General features: G+C 71.6%; 10 protein-coding genes and 1 riboswitch. Of the genes, 6 read left to right on the forward strand and 4 right to left on the reverse strand.

The window, feature by feature from the left end:
• Positions 1-171: 171 nt before the first annotated feature.
• Positions 172-1,245 (forward strand): NAD(+)/NADH kinase, encoded by a 1,074-nt coding sequence (locus tag ACIGWZ_RS15665; RefSeq protein WP_400064744.1) that lies wholly within the window; start codon positions 172-174, stop codon positions 1,243-1,245.
• 77 nt (positions 1,246-1,322) lie between these two features.
• A complete protein-coding gene (locus tag ACIGWZ_RS15670; protein WP_400064747.1) occupies positions 1,323-1,919 on the forward strand; it encodes a TetR/AcrR family transcriptional regulator in 597 nt (198 codons plus the stop codon).
• Positions 1,920-1,983: 64 nt separating this feature from the next.
• Here ACIGWZ_RS15670 and ACIGWZ_RS15675 read toward each other — a convergent pair whose 3' ends face one another.
• The gene (locus ACIGWZ_RS15675; protein WP_400064749.1) at positions 1,984-2,658 is read right to left on the reverse strand and encodes a formylglycine-generating enzyme family protein; all 675 of its coding nucleotides are present in this window, start codon (positions 2,656-2,658) and stop codon (positions 1,984-1,986) included.
• 212 nt (positions 2,659-2,870) lie between these two features.
• Here ACIGWZ_RS15675 and ACIGWZ_RS15680 point away from each other — a divergent pair, with 212 nt between their 5' ends.
• On the forward strand, positions 2,871-6,392 hold the full coding sequence (locus tag ACIGWZ_RS15680; RefSeq protein WP_400064751.1) for a hypothetical protein: 3,522 nt from the start codon (positions 2,871-2,873) through the stop codon (positions 6,390-6,392).
• A 69-nt stretch (positions 6,393-6,461) separates the two neighbouring features.
• Here ACIGWZ_RS15680 and ACIGWZ_RS15685 read toward each other — a convergent pair whose 3' ends face one another.
• On the reverse strand, positions 6,462-7,340 hold the full coding sequence (locus ACIGWZ_RS15685; RefSeq protein ID WP_400064753.1) for a LysR family transcriptional regulator: 879 nt from the start codon (positions 7,338-7,340) through the stop codon (positions 6,462-6,464).
• 94 nt (positions 7,341-7,434) lie between these two features.
• Here ACIGWZ_RS15685 and ACIGWZ_RS15690 point away from each other — a divergent pair, with 94 nt between their 5' ends.
• Positions 7,435-8,145, forward strand: a complete 711-nt coding sequence (locus ACIGWZ_RS15690; protein ID WP_400064755.1) for a hypothetical protein — start codon at positions 7,435-7,437, stop codon at positions 8,143-8,145.
• 94 nt (positions 8,146-8,239) lie between these two features.
• Positions 8,240-8,390, forward strand: a riboswitch (cobalamin riboswitch).
• Positions 8,391-8,572: 182 nt separating this feature from the next.
• Entirely contained in the window at positions 8,573-10,897 is a 2,325-nt protein-coding gene (gene metE / locus ACIGWZ_RS15695; protein WP_400064757.1) for a 5-methyltetrahydropteroyltriglutamate--homocysteine S-methyltransferase, read from the forward strand.
• A 192-nt stretch (positions 10,898-11,089) separates the two neighbouring features.
• Here metE and ACIGWZ_RS15700 read toward each other — a convergent pair whose 3' ends face one another.
• Positions 11,090-11,863, reverse strand: a complete 774-nt coding sequence (locus ACIGWZ_RS15700) for a LuxR C-terminal-related transcriptional regulator (RefSeq protein WP_400064759.1) — start codon at positions 11,861-11,863, stop codon at positions 11,090-11,092.
• 31 nt (positions 11,864-11,894) lie between these two features.
• Positions 11,895-13,598, reverse strand: coding sequence for an amidohydrolase (locus tag ACIGWZ_RS15705; protein ID WP_400064761.1), 1,704 nt, complete (start codon positions 13,596-13,598; stop codon positions 11,895-11,897).
• 241 nt (positions 13,599-13,839) lie between these two features.
• Between ACIGWZ_RS15705 and ACIGWZ_RS15710 the strand changes: the two genes are divergently transcribed.
• Positions 13,840-14,937: a LacI family DNA-binding transcriptional regulator gene (locus tag ACIGWZ_RS15710; RefSeq protein WP_400064764.1), complete on the forward strand. Its 1,098-nt coding sequence runs from the start codon at positions 13,840-13,842 to the stop codon at positions 14,935-14,937.
• The last annotated feature ends 122 nt before the right edge of the window (positions 14,938-15,059 follow it).

The raw sequence follows: 15,059 nt of genomic DNA on the forward strand, positions 1-15,059 counted from the left end.
GTGGAGACCGGGGCGCCCGTTAAGATGACCCGGAAGGGTGGACAAATATGCCCAAATAGGCATCAGGGCTTCGGAGTGCCGGTGTCCGGGGCGGTGGGTGCGTCGGGACGGGGTTCGACCGGGTCCCCGCAGCGGCGGGCGAGCAGGGCATCCGGAGAGAGAGGGTGCTGCGTGAGCGTGCAACGGGTTGGCCTCGTCGTCCACGGGGGACGTCCCGCCGCGGTGGCGGTCGCCGACGTCGTCCGCCGGTGGTGCGGACGCCAGGACGTCGGCTGCGTCGCCATCGATGTGTGGAGTCCGGACGAGGAACGGCGGGATGCGCTGGACGAGGTCGAAGCCGCCGGCAGCCCCGACCTGATCGTCACGCTCGGCGGAGACGGCACCTTCCTCCGCGGAGCGCGGCTGGCCGCACAGAACGACGCGCTCGTCCTCGGTGTCGACCTGGGCACCCTCGGCTTTCTGACCGAGGTCCCGGCCGACGGCGTCGAGTGCGCGCTGGACACCATCCATCGTGGCCGGGCCGACATCGAGACCCGTCTGATGCTGACGATGCGGGCGTCCTGTCCCCTGGAACTCCCCGAGGGGATGGATGCCCTCCTGCGCTACGGCCGGGGTCCCGCGCTGCCGCCTCCGCTGGTGCGCTCCGAGTGTGCCGTCGCCCTGGACTGGGGGGTGGCCCTGAACGTCACGGCCCTCAACGACATCGTCCTGGAGAAACTGGCGCGCGACCGGCAGGTCTCCCTCGGCGTGTACCTCTCGGGCCGACTGCTCGCCTCCTACTCCGCCGACGCGGTCCTGGTCGCCACGCCCACCGGTTCCACCGCCTACAGCTTCGCCGCCGGCGGCCCCGTCATCTCCCCTGGTGCGGACGCCATCGTCTTCACCCCGGTCGCTCCGCACATGACCTTCAACCGTTCGGTGGTCGCCGCCCCCGACGAGGCGGTCGTGCTCCGCGTCCTGGACCATTCCGGCCGCGCGGCGGTCAGCATCGACGGCCAATTGCGCGGCGTCCTGGACCCGGGAGACTGGGTCGGCGTCTACGCGGCTCCCCAGCGCCTGCGCGTCGCACGGCTCGGACCGACCGACTTCTACGGCAGGCTGCGCGAGCGCATGCGCCTGACCGATGCGCCCGCGACGGACGACGCCGACACCACCCCCCTGTGGCCCCACACCACCCCGGCCCCCGATGACCTCGCCCACCTGCGCCTTCCCTCCCTGCCCGCGGACGTCGACCGGCGACGATGAAGAGCGCTGGAGCGGCGGCCCGCTCGGCACACGATGCGCCGGGCGGTCGCGCGCCCGCGTGTGGTAGCACTGCGTACATGAAGGGCAAGTCCTCCGAGCGCGCTGGTTATCACCATGGCGATCTCCCTGCCGCGCTCACCGCCGCGGCGATCGAGTTGCTGGACGAGCGCGGGATGGAGCGGGTGACCGTCCGTGAAGTCGCGCGCCGGGCAGGGGTGTCGCCGGGGGCGCCGTTCCGGCATTTCGCCGATCGGCAGGCGCTGCTGACGGCGGTCGCCGACCGCATCCTGGCCGACTTCGGGGAGTGGCAGCTCGGCATGGTCGCGGACGTCGAGGGTTCCGTGATGCGCGCGCTCGGCCTGGGCTTCGTCCGGTTCGCGATCCGTCACCCGCACCGCTTCGAGCTGATCAGAAGCCGAGTCTTCGGCGGCAGTCAGCCGGCCGAACTGCAGCAGCGGCTCTCCGACATCGAGCGGCTCTTCACCGACATCATCGTCGCCGACCAGAAGGCCGGTGTGCTGCGCCCCGGCGACCCCGCGGTCGTGGGACTGGCCGGCCAGGCGGTCGTCTACGGCCTTTCACAGATGATCGTGGACGGGTACCTGCCGCCGGACCGGGCGGAGCAGCTGGCCGAGCAGGTCCTGGACGCCTTCGGCCTCGGCATCGCCAACTGACCGGATCGCGCCGGTCGTTGCGGACCGACCCCAAGGTATGACGCGGATCGGCGTACGACGCCGTTCAGCACACGACGGAACGCGCGAGGCGAAAACCTACGTCGTCGACCTGGAAGCTCGGGTGGCTGCGGCGCCGCGCGGAGGCCCGGCAGCTCCAGTGCTCGTCGAACCAGCCGCCGCCGCGTAGCACTCGGTAGGCGCCGTAGACCTCGGCGTCATAGATGTCCCAGCACCAGTTCCAGACGTTGCCCAGCATGTCGTGAAGTCCCCACGGGTTGGCCCGTTTGCCGCCCACGTCGTGGATGCGCTCGCCTGAGTTGCCCCGGTGCCAAGCGATCTCGTCGAGCGGCCCGTAATGCGGTCCGGTCGTACCGGCGCGGCAGGCGTGCTCCCACTCGGCCTCGGTCGGCAGCCGGTACCCGTCGGCGGATGCGTCCCACTCGATGTCTTCGCCGTCGGCGTGGAGGTGGTAGGCCGGGGTGAATCCGTCGTGTTGGGACAGCACGTTGCAGAACCGGATGGCGTCCCACCAGGAAACGCCCTCGACGGGCAGCCGGTCCCCAGTGGCGGCGCTCGGCCGCCGGCCGGTGATCTGTGCGTACAGTGCCTGGGTCGTCGGGAACATTGCGAGTTGGTACGGCGCGAGTTCGACCGACCAGCTGCGCTGTGTCCGCCGGTCCGACAGCGTTACCTCCCCCGGCGGGATGGCGACCATCTCGTTTCCTGCGCGCGCGTCCATAGGCATGTGATCTTACCGACGCCGCCTGTCCCGGACGGCCTCGGCCGACCTGAACGGCTCGGTCGCGGGCCGTTCACGGCCTGCACGCTCTCTCCAAACACTCCACAAGAAGTTCGAGAAGTGATCGGGCCTCCTTACGCTACGTTCCTCCCGTCGCCTGTCCGCCCGCCGTCAGGGCTCTTGTGTTCAGGCGCGAGGTCATGGGGGGAACCATGGACATCGCACTTCCGACCGACGACACCGGCAGGCCTGCCCGCTGCTGTGTCTTTCTCTCCGACAACAGGACCGGCGGCCCCGTCTCCGGGGCGCTGGCCTTCCTCGAAGCCCAACTGACCGTCACCGAGGAGGGATCCGGCGGTGAGGAGGCGCATGCCACCCGCGCCGGGGACACGGTCCGTATCCCGCTGGGGCTCCTCGGCAGCGACCACGCCGGATACCTGTCGTGGGACCTGGCGCCGCTGTGGCGGCAGGTGCTGCAACTGGCCGAGCGGCCCGACGGGTCCACCGCCGAGGTCCGGCTCACCCATGTGTGGCTCTACCTCGGCGGTCCGCTGCAGAGCGCGGTGGACGTCCTGGCCGAGGCCGACGAACGGGCGCAGGCACTGGTCCTGCGGCTCGGCGTGGACCGCGGCGGTGTCTTCACCGGCTCCGCCGGCGGCTTCCCGGCGATGCAGTCGCCCTCGCTCCTCGACTGGTATCTCTCGCCGGCCTCCTTCGCCTACGTACCGGCCGAACTCATCGGTCAGGACGGCTGCGAGACCCTGCTGCCCTCCAATGTGGCCACCCAGCAGTACCAGGTGCACCAGATCGTGACCGTCCCGCATCTTCTGGCGAACCTGGACTACGGTGCCCGGTACGCGGCACGGGCCGGGGACGGCGGCGGCACCTCCGACGGCACCTCCGGCTTGCCGGTGCCGATCGCGCTGGTCATCAGCTACGACGTCACCTGGATCCCCGTCGGGCACGGGCTCGGCCAGGTCACGTACAGCCTGCCGCTGGCACCGGGCGAGCAGGTGCAGCTCGCGGTCGTGGACTGGTCGCGCACCTCGACGGACAGCCGGTTGGAGGACATCGCCCTCACGGACGACCTGGAGCATGCCCTCACCCGCGACCGGACGGTCGACGAGGTGGTCAAGGGCGCCGTCAACGAGTGGCAGCGCGGCGGCTCGGTGATGGCCGGCGCGGCGGGGGCGGCGTCGATGGGCATGTTCGGCGGCTCCGCCGCGATCGGCGGCGGCTACGCCACGACGACCGGCGACCGCAGCGTCTCGGCGGACACCGTGCAGAACCTGCACGACCAGATCCGCCAGCACTCCACCTCCGTACGCGATATGCGCAGCACGGTGGTCGTGCAGTCCCGGCAGACGGAGAACTCCACCGCGCAGACGCGGACCGTGCGCAACCACAATCACGCGCATGCGATGACCCTGCTCTACTACGAGGTACTGCGGCACTTCCGGGTGCTCGTCGAGCGCGGCACGGTGCGTCCGGCCGTCCTGCTGCCCGCCGCGTCCCCGAACCTCGACGACGAGCTGGTCATCGTCCGCTACCGCCGCCTGCTGCAGGCCGGGCTGCTCGATCCCCAGCTGGCCGGCGGATTCGACGCGGTGGAGAAGTACGCAGCCTGGCAGGAACTCCAGCCCGAGGTCCCGGTGCCGCCCGACCCGGGCAGCGTCGAGTTCATCCTCTTCCAGTTCCGCTTCACCATCGGTGACCTGTCCAGCTTCCAGGACCGGGTGCCGACGACGGTCACCCTGACCCAGCGAGCGCCGGACGGCGGCCAGAAGGTCACGAATCTCGTCCGCCCGCAGCACAGCGACTGGGACCCCGATCCGACCCATCTGCAGAACCCCGGCGACTTCCAGCACACCCACGCCCTGGTCGATCTCGCCGGTGCCCCCAGGCCCGACGAGCGCGTCAACTGGCGGGATCTGCGCACGATTTCGGTGACCCTGACCCCACCCCACACCGAGGGCAGGAACGACGACGTCGCGGTGGAGCATCTGGTCGTCACGGCCGTGGACACCGCGGGCATCACCCACCTGCTGGTCGACGAGCCCGGCGGCAAGCTGTTCCAGAAGCCGTCCACGACCTGGGCGCTGGCGGTCCGTCAGGCGCCGGAGCCCGCGCCCGCGCCGAGCCCGTTCCAGCGGCTCAGCGATGAGGAGAACCTGCTGCGCATCCGGCTGCGCAGGCACCTGGTGCAGAACCGCGAGCACTACTACCGGCTGATCCGGCTCGGCGAGGATCCCAATGCCCGGTGGACGGAGCTGGCGGGCAGCCGCCTCACCGTCGGGGGCACCACGCGCCCGCTGTTCCAGGCCGTCGAGAACCGGGCCCTGGAAGTGCTCGGGGACTCTACGGCCTTCCCGCTCGACCCCGCCCTGTTCGACGACTCGGACGAGGGACAGGTGCGCCTTCCCGAGGTGGATCCCGCCCGCAGCGAGCAGTTGATCAGCCTGCCGACCCGGGGAGTCTTCGCCGAGGCCAAACTCGGCCACTGCAATTCCGCGGAGGTCATCGACAACACCCGGTTCTGGGACTGGCAGAAGTCGCCCGACCCGGACAGCGCCCCGGCGATCGCTCCGGTGTCCACGGGGAGCCGGGAGGTGGTCGTCGCCACGACGCCCTCGGGGCTGCCCGCCTCGTCGGTGACCATCGTCCAGCCGCCGCAGGCCCCGGACCCCGTGGGCATGGCGGCCGCCCTGCAACTCCTCGGCCAGGGCGACATCTTCCGCGATATGTCGATGCAGAAGGAGATCGCCGCGCTGCTGACCTCGCTCGCGAGCAATGCGGCCGGCCTCGCGGGCAAGAACCCCGGCGCGCCCGGCACCGGCTCGACGGCGGGAACCGGAACGGGCGGCGGTACGGGAACCGGCGCTCCCGGCACGGGAACCGGCGGCGCTCCGTCCGGCGGCGGCACCCCGGGCGGCGGCACCGGAACCGGAGGCACCACACCCCCGGGAACCGGCGGTGCCGGCGGAACGGACCCCCACCCGGGCGGCACCCCTGGTACGACCGGGCCCGGTACGCAAACCGGCTCCGGCGACGGCGGCTCCGGCACGCCGAAGCCGCCCGCTCCGGCGCCCCGCCCCACTCCCCGGCCGCCCGTGCCGATCGGCTCGGACAACCGGTCGTTCGTGTTCAGCTTCGCCCCGGTCAGTTTCGGCCCCAGCGAGGCGGACTGGGAGCGCGGCAGGTTCGCCATCGCGATCTTCCAGGACGGCAAGCCGGTGCTCAGCCAGGACAATGTGGTGCCCGCGGCGCCCAGCGTCATCCTCAACGGCAAGGTCGCCGCGAACAAACCCCTGGACGTCGTCGTCGACGGCTCGTCCACCCACTGGGTGACCTACCCCTCGATCTACTCCTCCGCCATGGCGGGCAACCCGGCCACCACCGGGACACCTCCCGGCATCCTGATCACCACCCATCTGGTCGGCAAGGTGACGCTCGCCGGTCTGGATCCCACCCAGCGCAGTTACGTCTTCTCGATCCAACGGGAGGTCAAGTTCACCTCGGTGACGCTGAGCGAGCAGCAGATCCGGCAGCAGGGCCTGGAGAAGGCGGTGTCGGGGCAGATCAACGCCAGCTTCGACAAGGTCATTTCGTTCGGCGCGGGTCTCACCTCGTCCGAGACGTCCTCGACCAGCAGCGGAACGACCACCAACAAGACGGACACCGTACCGGTCACGTACTTCAGCGGGCTGATGTCCGTCGTCCCGGTCAAGAACTGACAGCCATCGATAGGTGAGAGAGAGAGACGGCGTCGCCATGCCGTTGCTACGCGGCCGGCGCGACCGCCGTCATCCGGTGATGAGGTCGGCCAACTGTCGGGCCGGACCGGCGGCGTTGGTGGGGTGGACGAGTTCGGTGCGGTGTACGAGGCGGGGCTCTTCCACCGGTACGGCTGCGCCGCCGAGCGTGGCGGCCAGCGGCAGGGGGAGGGCGGCGAGGCCGAGGCCGGCGGTGGCAAGCGCGGCGAGGCCGTGCAGGTCGGTGCCGCGGTGGCGGATGCGAGGGCGGAAGCCGTCGGTGCGGCAGACGGCGCGCAGTCGGTCGAGGGGGATGGCGGTGTCGGGGGCGTCGATCCACTGAGCTTGCGTCAGATCGGTCAGACGCACCGAACGGCGCCGCGCCAGGGGATGGTCGCGGGGGAAGAGCACGGCCAGGGGCTCTTCGGCTGCGGCGAGGGTGGTGGTGGGCCCGAGGTCGGGAAGCGGGAGCGGGTCGCTGGGGGCGGCGGCGCCGTCGACGAGGCCCAGGTCGGCGCGCCCGGTGAGCACGTCCTCGAGCACCGCTTCCCGGCCCAGCATGCGCACCTCGAGCTCCAACGGGTGTGCGGTGACGTGCAGATGGGCCAGGGCCTGCGCGACGGCGGGGCCGAGGGCGGCGGGCGAGCAGGCGAGGGTCAGCCGAGTGGTGTGGGGGTGGTGCAGGCGGGCGAGGTCGGCGCGAGCGGCGTCCAGGCGCAGCAACACGGCGGGGGCGTGCTCCATCAGTCGCGCTCCGGCCGGCGTGGGAGCCACGGGGCGGCGTTCGACCAACCGGGCACCCAGGTCGGCTTCAAGGGCGGCGATGTGCTGGGAGACGGCGGACTGCGTGTAGCCGAGGGCCGAGGCGGCGGCGGAGAACGAGCGGTGGTCGAGGACCGCGACGAAGGTGCGCAGCAGATGCGGATCCATGTGCGCCAGTATCGCTTATGCATCAGCATTGCTTATGCGGAGTGCAGAGATCATCGTTGGACCTGATGCAGGGTGGGGTTGCAGGATCGTCGCCATGAACCACACCGCACGCATCGCCCTGGTCGGGGACCGCTCCGACGCCGTCCGCTCCCACACCCGCATCCCCGGCCTGCTCGAAGCGCTGCGCCGACGCGACGGGCTGAACCTGGACGCCTACTGGATCCCCACCGAGGACACCGACCAGGACATGGACGGCTTCGACGCGATCTGGGTCCTGCCGGGCAGCCCCTACCGCAGCGAGAGCGGCGTCCTGGCAGCGATCCGCACGGCACGCGAAGGCGGCATTCCCTTCCTGGGGACCTGCGGCGGCTTCCAGCACACGCTGCTGGAGTTCGCCCGCACCGTATGCGGCATGACGCACGCCGGCCACGCCGAGAACGACCCCGAAATCGCCGACGCGGACGCCGTGGTCCTCCCGCTGGCCTGTTCCCTGGTCGGTCACGAGGGCACCGTCAGCATCACCCCCGGCTCCCGGGCCGCCCGCCTGCTCGGCGTCGAGCGCGCACAGGCGCGCTACCACTGCAACTACGGCCCCAACCCCCAGCACCTCGACCTCCTGCGTGAACACGGCCTGACGTTCACCGGCATCGACGAATCCGGCGACATCCGCATCGCCGAACTGCCCACCCACCCCTTCTTCCTGGCCACGCTCTTCCAACCCGAGCTGGACGGTAACGGCACCCGGGCCCACCCGCTGATCACCGGACTGGCCGCGGCCGCCGTCGACCACGCCCGCGGCCGGTGAGCGCGCGCCCCCGGCCGGTGTAGTGCGGGGGCGCGGCCGTCCTCTAGGGTGACCGGTGCAGCTGGTTCGCCCCGTCCGCCAGGCGGGAGCGTCGTAAGAGGGAACCCGGTGGGAATCCGGGACTGCCCCGCAGCGGTGAGTGGGAACGAACGCCGTCATACGCACTGGGCCCGGCCGGGTCTGGGAAGCGACGGCCAGTAGGTGTCTCGTACGCGTACGAGACGGGCCCGCGAGTCCGAAGACCTGCCCGTTGCCCGCACGCGACCGATCGCGTGCGGCCATCCCGGTGACCTCGTGGGCGGGTCGGCGCACATATCGAGCGGCATACGCGACGGCACAGCGGCGCGGTCCGCCCGATGGGTCGTTCCTTCGCGCTCTCGTTCCGTCTCCGGGACACCGAACGAGACATCTCGCGAAGGAGAGTTCCGTGACAGCGAAGCCCGCAGCCGCGGCAGCACGGGCCACCGTGTACGGCTACCCCCGCCAGGGACAGCACCGGGAACTGAAGAAGGCCATCGAGGGCTACTGGAAGGGCCGCGTCAGCGCCGACGCCCTCCGGCAGACCGCGGAAGATCTGCGCCGTTCCCACTGGCGGCAGCTGGCCGACGCCGGCATCCACGAAGTGCCGTCCGGTGATTTCTCGTACTACGACCATGTCCTCGACACCAGTGTCATGGTCGGCGCCGTCCCCGAGCGGCACCGCGCGGCGGTCGGCGCCGACGCCTTGGACGGCTACTTCGCGATGGCGCGGGGGACCCAGGATGTCGCCCCGTTGGAGATGACCAAGTGGTTCGACACCAACTACCACTACCTGGTCCCCGAGCTCGGCCCGGACACCGTCTTCACCGCTGACTCCGGCAAGCAGGTCGCGGAGCTGACGGAGGCCCTCGCGCTCGGGCACGCCGCCCGCCCGGTCCTCGTCGGGCCGGTCAGCTATCTCCTGCTGGCCAAGCCCGCCCCGGGGGTGGCCGCGGACTTCGAGCCGCTGACCCTGCTCGACCGGCTGCTGCCCGTCTACGCCGAGGTCCTCGCCGACCTGCGGGCGGCGGGTGCGGAGTGGGTGCAGCTCGACGAGCCGGCCCTGGTCCAGGACCGCACGCCGGCCGAGCTGAATGCCGCCGCCCGCGCCTACCGTGAGCTCGGCGCGGCCACCGACCGGCCGAAGCTCCTGGTCGCCTCGTACTTCGGCCGTCTCGGCGACGCGCTGACCGTCCTGGCCAAGGCGCCGGTCGAGGGCCTGGCCGTCGACTTCACCGAGTCGGGCGCCGCCAACCTCCAGGACCTCGCCGCGGCCGGCGGACTGCCGGGCAAGCGCCTGGTCGCGGGCGTCGTCAACGGGCGCAACATCTGGATCAACGACTACGAGAAGTCGCTGTCCACGCTCGGCACGCTCCTCGGTCTCGCCGACCGCGTCGATGTCTCGGCCTCCTGCTCGCTGCTGCACGTACCGCTGGACGCCACCGCCGAACGCGACATCGACCCGGGGATCGCCCGCTGGCTCGCCTTCGCCCGCCAGAAGACGCGGGAGATCGCCGTTCTGGCGCGCGGTCTGACCCAGGGCACGGAGGCCATCGCCGGCGAACTCGCCGCGAACCGCGCCGACCTCGCCTCCCGGGCCGGGTCCGCTCTCACGCACGATCCCGCGGTACGGGCCCGCACCGCGGCCGTCACCGACGCCGACGGGCGCCGCTCCCAGCCGTACGCCGAACGGACCGCGGCCCAGCGCGCGCACCTCGGACTGCCGCTGCTGCCCACGACGACGATCGGTTCGTTCCCGCAGACCACCGAGCTGCGCACGGCCCGGGCCGATCTGCGGGCCGGGCGGATCGACACGGACGGCTACGAGGAGCGGATCAAGGACGAGATCCGGGAGGTCCTCGCCTTCCAGGAGAAGGCCGGGATCGACGTCCTGGTGCACGGCGAGCCCGAGCGCAACGACATGGTGCAGTACTTCGCCGAGCAGCTGACCGGCTACCTGGCCACCCAGCACGGCTGGGTGCAGTCGTACGGCACCCGCTATGTGCGCCCGCCGGTCCTGGCCGGGGACATCTCCCGCCCCGAGCCGATGACGGTGCGCTGGACCTCCTACGCCCAGTCGCTCACCGAACGGCCGGTCAAGGGCATGCTCACCGGCCCGGTCACCATGCTGGCCTGGTCCTTCGTCCGCGACGACCAGCCGCTCGGCGACACCGCCCGCCAGGTGGCGCTCGCCCTGCGCGACGAGGTGAACGACCTGGAGGCGGCGGGCACTTCGGTCATCCAGGTCGACGAGCCCGCACTGCGCGAGACGCTGCCGCTGCGCGCCGCCGAGCACGCCGCCTACCTGGACTGGGCGACCGAGGCGTTCCGCCTGACCACCAGCGGCGTGCGGCCGGACACCCAGATCCACACCCACATGTGCTACGCGGAGTTCGGCGACATCGTCCAGGCCATCGACGCCCTCGACGCGGACGTCATCAGCCTGGAAGCCGCCCGCTCCCATATGCAGGTAGCGCGGGAACTGGCCGAGCACGGCTACCTCCGCGAAGCCGGCCCCGGCGTCTACGACATCCACTCCCCGCGCGTCCCGAGCGCCGAAGAGGCGGCAGGGCTGCTCCGTAAGGGACTTGAGGCGATTCCGGCCGAGCGGCTGTGGGTCAATCCCGACTGCGGCCTGAAGACCCGCGGCTGGCCCGAGACCCGGGCCTCCCTGGAGAACCTCGTCACCGCCGCCCGCGAGATCCGCACCGAGCTGGCCGCCGAAGGCTCCTGACCCACTCATGAGTCCGGGCCGGACACCACGCTGTCCGGCCCGGACCGGCTCCACGGGCACGGGCGGCCTGCGGTAGGCCGCGCTCCGTGACACATGTGCGCCATTCCGTTGTCCCGGCCATTCTCATTCCGGGATTCCTTGCCTCGCGTACGCGGTGTCGCGCGACACCCTGACGGCATTGTGGGGCTCGGGTCAGCGGGAGAGTTCGATTCCCCAGGCGGCGGCTCGGGCGGCGGCGGCCGCGCGGTTGGGGAGGTCGAGCTTGGCGAGGATGTGCTCGATGTGGGTCCCTACGGTGCGTGGCGTGATGTACAGCCGCTCGGCGATCTCCCGGTTGGTGCGGCCGGTGGTCAGTTCGGCCAGCACCTGGAGCTCCCGCGGCGAGAGTCCGCCAGGCCGCCGCGCGTCCGCGACCGGGTCGGCCGCGGCGACCTCCGCGGTCGGCGGGCCCGACCGGGGGTCGACGGCCGCGGCGAGGGCCTCGGTGAGCAGGGTGACCACGGCGCGCGCCGGGTCGGGCGCGCGCCGCGGCCGGCGGGTACTGACGTTCAGCATGCCGACGTACCGGCCGTCGGTGGCGAACAGGCACTGGGCCACGCCGTCCTCGATGCCCAGGGGAGACAGCACCTCCTGGAAGCCGGGGGACGCCGCCAGGAGCTGCCGGGGGACGTCCCTGAGCCAGAGACCGCCTCGGGCCGGGCTGCGGAGCACGGGAAACACCGGGTCGTGGTGGAGGCGGGACTCGATGTAGGCCGTGGCGTCGTCCGGGTAGCTCCCGGCCAAGGTGGTGTGGCGCCTGCGCAGCGGATCCCACCGGGCCAGGGAGGCGTGGTCGTACTCCATCACCTCCGACAGCGCCGCCAGGACCGTGCCGACGCCGGTGGCGCCGTTCGTGGCGCTCCTGGCGGCCGCACGGACGTGGACGGCCGCGTCGAGGATGTCCGCCGTGCTCCGCTGCGCTGCCATCCCCCAAGAATGATCATGCGCCCGGAATACGTCAATCGCGAAGGGTGTCGTGCACGACCTGCCCGTCCACGACGGTGAGGACGACGGGCATCTCCGGGATGTCGTGGGGGTCGGCGGCGAGCAGATCCCCGTCGAGCACGCAGAGGTCGGCGACCTTGCCCGGCTCCAGGGAGCCCTTCCAGTCGTCGGCGAAGTCCTGCCAGGCCGCGTCGATCGTGTACGTACGGATCGCCTCGGCCAGGCCGATGCGCTGCTCGGGGCCACTGACCCGGCCGGCGGCCTTCGACTCGCGCAGCATCATGGTGGCGACGCCCTGGCGCCAGTCCGGGTAGGTGACGGGGGCGTCGGACCCGCTCGCGACCCGTACCCCGGCGTCGAGGGCATCGCGGTAGGGCCATGCGTAGGCGGCCCTGCCGACGCCGACGAACTCCTCCTCCATGTCGGCGACGGTCCACTTGATGGTGGGGTTCATGTTGACGCCGAAGCCGTGCGCGGCCAGCACCTTCATGCTGTGCGCGGTGAGGAAGTCGCCGTGGATGACGTAGTGGCGGGCGTCGGGCCGCGGGTGCTCGGCCATGGCCGCGGCGAAGGCGTCCGCGACGGTGTCGATGGCCCGGTCGCCGGTGACGTGCACGCCCAACTGGTGCCCGGCGGCGTGGGCATGCCGGATCATGGCGTCGATCTCGGCGGTCCGCTCGGCGTCGGTCTCGCCGCCGACGCACAGGGAGCCGCAGCCGCCGCCGACGTACGGCTCGTGCATCCAGGCCGTCTTGTTGGGGACGATGCCGTCGGCGAAGATCTTGACCCCGTGGATCGCCAGGCGGCGAGGATCGGCGTCGCCGGACTCGCCGAGGGCGGTGAGGGTGCGGGCGAAATCGTCGGCGGTGCTCGCCATTCCGGTGGGCAGGAGCAGGACGCCGAGGCGGGCGGTCAGTTCGCCGTCGGCCAGCAGCCGGCGGTAGACGTCGAGGGTCTGAGCGCCGAGCGCGCCCCGCATGATGCCGTCGCCGCCGGGGCCGAGCCCAGGCTCGGTGTAGCTGGTCACGCCGAGCCGGGCGAGCGTGGCGAGGGTCGACCTGATCGCGTCGGTCCGCTCCTGCCGGCTGAGCGGCGGCAGCGCGTTCTGGACGAGGGCCTGGGCCCCCTCGTGGAGCAGCCCGGTCGGTTCCCCGGCGTCGTCCACGACGATGGCCCCGCCGGGCGGCGCCACGGTGTGCCGATCGATCCCGATGAGTTCCAGTGCCTTGGAGTTGACCCAGGTGGCGTGCCCGGAGAAGGAGTACAGCACGACGGGGTGGTCCGGACTCACGGCGTCGAGGTCGCACCGCGAGGGCCGTCGCGACGGATCGGCGACGCACTCGCCGAGGTAACCGGTGTCCCACCCGTGCCCCGTGATCCACCGCCCGCCCGGAACCCGCCCGACGGCCTCCCGTACCACCTCGGCGACGTCCGCGAGGGAGGACACGGCGGGATGGCCGAGGTCGAGGGAGAGCGGCGGCGTCGCCATGCCGAAGGCGCAGCCGTGCAGATGGGAATCATTGATACCGGGAAGCAGCGTCGCCCCTCGAAGGTCGACGACGCGGGTGCCGGGCCCGACGAGCGGCGCGACGTCGTCCCGCCCCCCGACGGCAGTGATGATCCCGCCGGTTACTGCCAGGGCCGAGGCGACGGAGAATTCCGCGTCGACCGTGACCACCCGCCCGCCGAGAAACACCAGATCCGCATACGTGTCCACAGAAGCTCCTCACGAAAACCGGGCGACCACGGCCACCCGCAAACGATCTCCCGAGGACTATGGCCGCGCCTCCGCTCCCCGCACATCGGTCATCTCACCGATACGCGCGCTCGTAGGGGCGGCTGACGGACCCCGCCGGCATCCCGGCGCTGATCGACCCGGTCGACCGGCCCCCGACCAGGAAGAAGCGCCCCTCGGTCGGGCCATCCGGGGCCCAGGGGCTTCGTGTAGGTTCTGGACCATGGTGGGAGAGCAGCGTCAGGCCACGATGGCAGACGTCGCGCGCGAGGCCGGGGTATCCGTCTCGACGGTCTCGCGGGCCCTCCGCGGCGTACCGACGGTGACCCCGGAAACCCGGAGCCGTGTGGAGCGGGCGGCGCGGGACATGTCGTTCGCCCTCTCGCGCAGTGCGTCGAGCCTCGTGACGGGCAAGACGCGCCGGGTCGCCGTCTTGATGCCGGGGCTCGCGCGGGCCCCCTGGTTTCTCGGCACCACGCTCACCGGCATAGCGGGAGTGCTGGGCGAGGCCGAACTGGATCTGCTGGTCTATGTCGTCACCAACAAGGCGGAGCGCGCGGCGTTCTTCGACCGCCTCCCGGCCCGGCACAACGCCGACGCCCTGATGGTGGTCTCCTTCATCCTCACCCAGGAGGAGCGGGAGCGGCTCGACGAACTCGGCGTACCCGTGGTGTTCGTCAGTCAGCACGCCCCCGGCCGGGCCGGCGTCTACGTCGATGACGCCGAGGCCGCCCGCAAAGGCACGCAGCATCTGCTCAACCTCGGGCATCGGCGCATCGCCCACATCCAGTCGGCCGTCGTGGAATCCTTCGCCTGGAGCGCGCACGACCGGCTGGCCGGCTACCGCCAGGCCCTGGAAGATGCCGGAGTGCCTTGTGACGACGCCCTGGTGGTGCGCGCCGAATACAGCCGGGAAGGCCTCCGCGAGGGGATCGGTTCCCTGCTGAGCCTGCTTCAGATGCCCACGGCCGTCTTCGTGGAGACCGACGAGATGGCCTTTGAGGTACTGAGCATCCTGCGTTCCTGCGGCATCGAGGTACCCGGCCGGATGTCGGTCCTCGGCTTTGACGACCACTCCCTCGCCGAGGCTCTCGATCTGTCGACCATCGCCCAGTCGCCTCGGGACACGGGTCGCATCGCCGCCGAGCTCGTCTCGTCGATCCTCGCGGACCCCAGCGGCGACCCCGCCCGGCAGGTGGTACTCCCCACCCACCTCATCCCCCGCGGATCCACCGCTCCGCCGCCACGGAACCGGCAGGCGGAGGCCGCCGCGGCGGGTCGGCCGGGAGAGCCGTCGGACGTCCCGGCGGACGATTCCTGAACTGGTCGGCGCTGCCGGGGAGAAGGTCCTGCACCGGGGACCGTCCACGCACCCGCCCGTGTCCTTCCTTCACCATCGGGCTGCGGACATCCTCGCCACCGCTCCGGGGACACGAGGCCGCC

The sequence above is a fragment of the Streptomyces sp. NPDC053427 genome, from assembly GCF_044544985.1.
GTDB lineage: Bacteria > Actinomycetota > Actinomycetes > Streptomycetales > Streptomycetaceae > Streptomyces.

Excerpts from the sequence above, each read along its gene's own strand:
- ACIGWZ_RS15680 (WP_400064751.1), top strand. The coding sequence starts at position 2,871 with ATGGACATCGCACTTCCGACCGACGACACCGGCAGGCCTGCCCGCTGC.
- ACIGWZ_RS15675 (WP_400064749.1), bottom strand. The coding sequence starts at position 2,658 with ATGGACGCGCGCGCAGGAAACGAGATGGTCGCCATCCCGCCGGGGGAG.
- ACIGWZ_RS15700 (WP_400064759.1), bottom strand. The coding sequence starts at position 11,863 with ATGGCAGCGCAGCGGAGCACGGCGGACATCCTCGACGCGGCCGTCCAC.
- ACIGWZ_RS15670 (WP_400064747.1), top strand. The coding sequence starts at position 1,323 with ATGAAGGGCAAGTCCTCCGAGCGCGCTGGTTATCACCATGGCGATCTC.
- ACIGWZ_RS15710 (WP_400064764.1), top strand. The coding sequence starts at position 13,840 with ATGGTGGGAGAGCAGCGTCAGGCCACGATGGCAGACGTCGCGCGCGAG.
- ACIGWZ_RS15685 (WP_400064753.1), bottom strand. The coding sequence starts at position 7,340 with ATGGATCCGCATCTGCTGCGCACCTTCGTCGCGGTCCTCGACCACCGC.
- ACIGWZ_RS15690 (WP_400064755.1), top strand. The coding sequence starts at position 7,435 with ATGAACCACACCGCACGCATCGCCCTGGTCGGGGACCGCTCCGACGCC.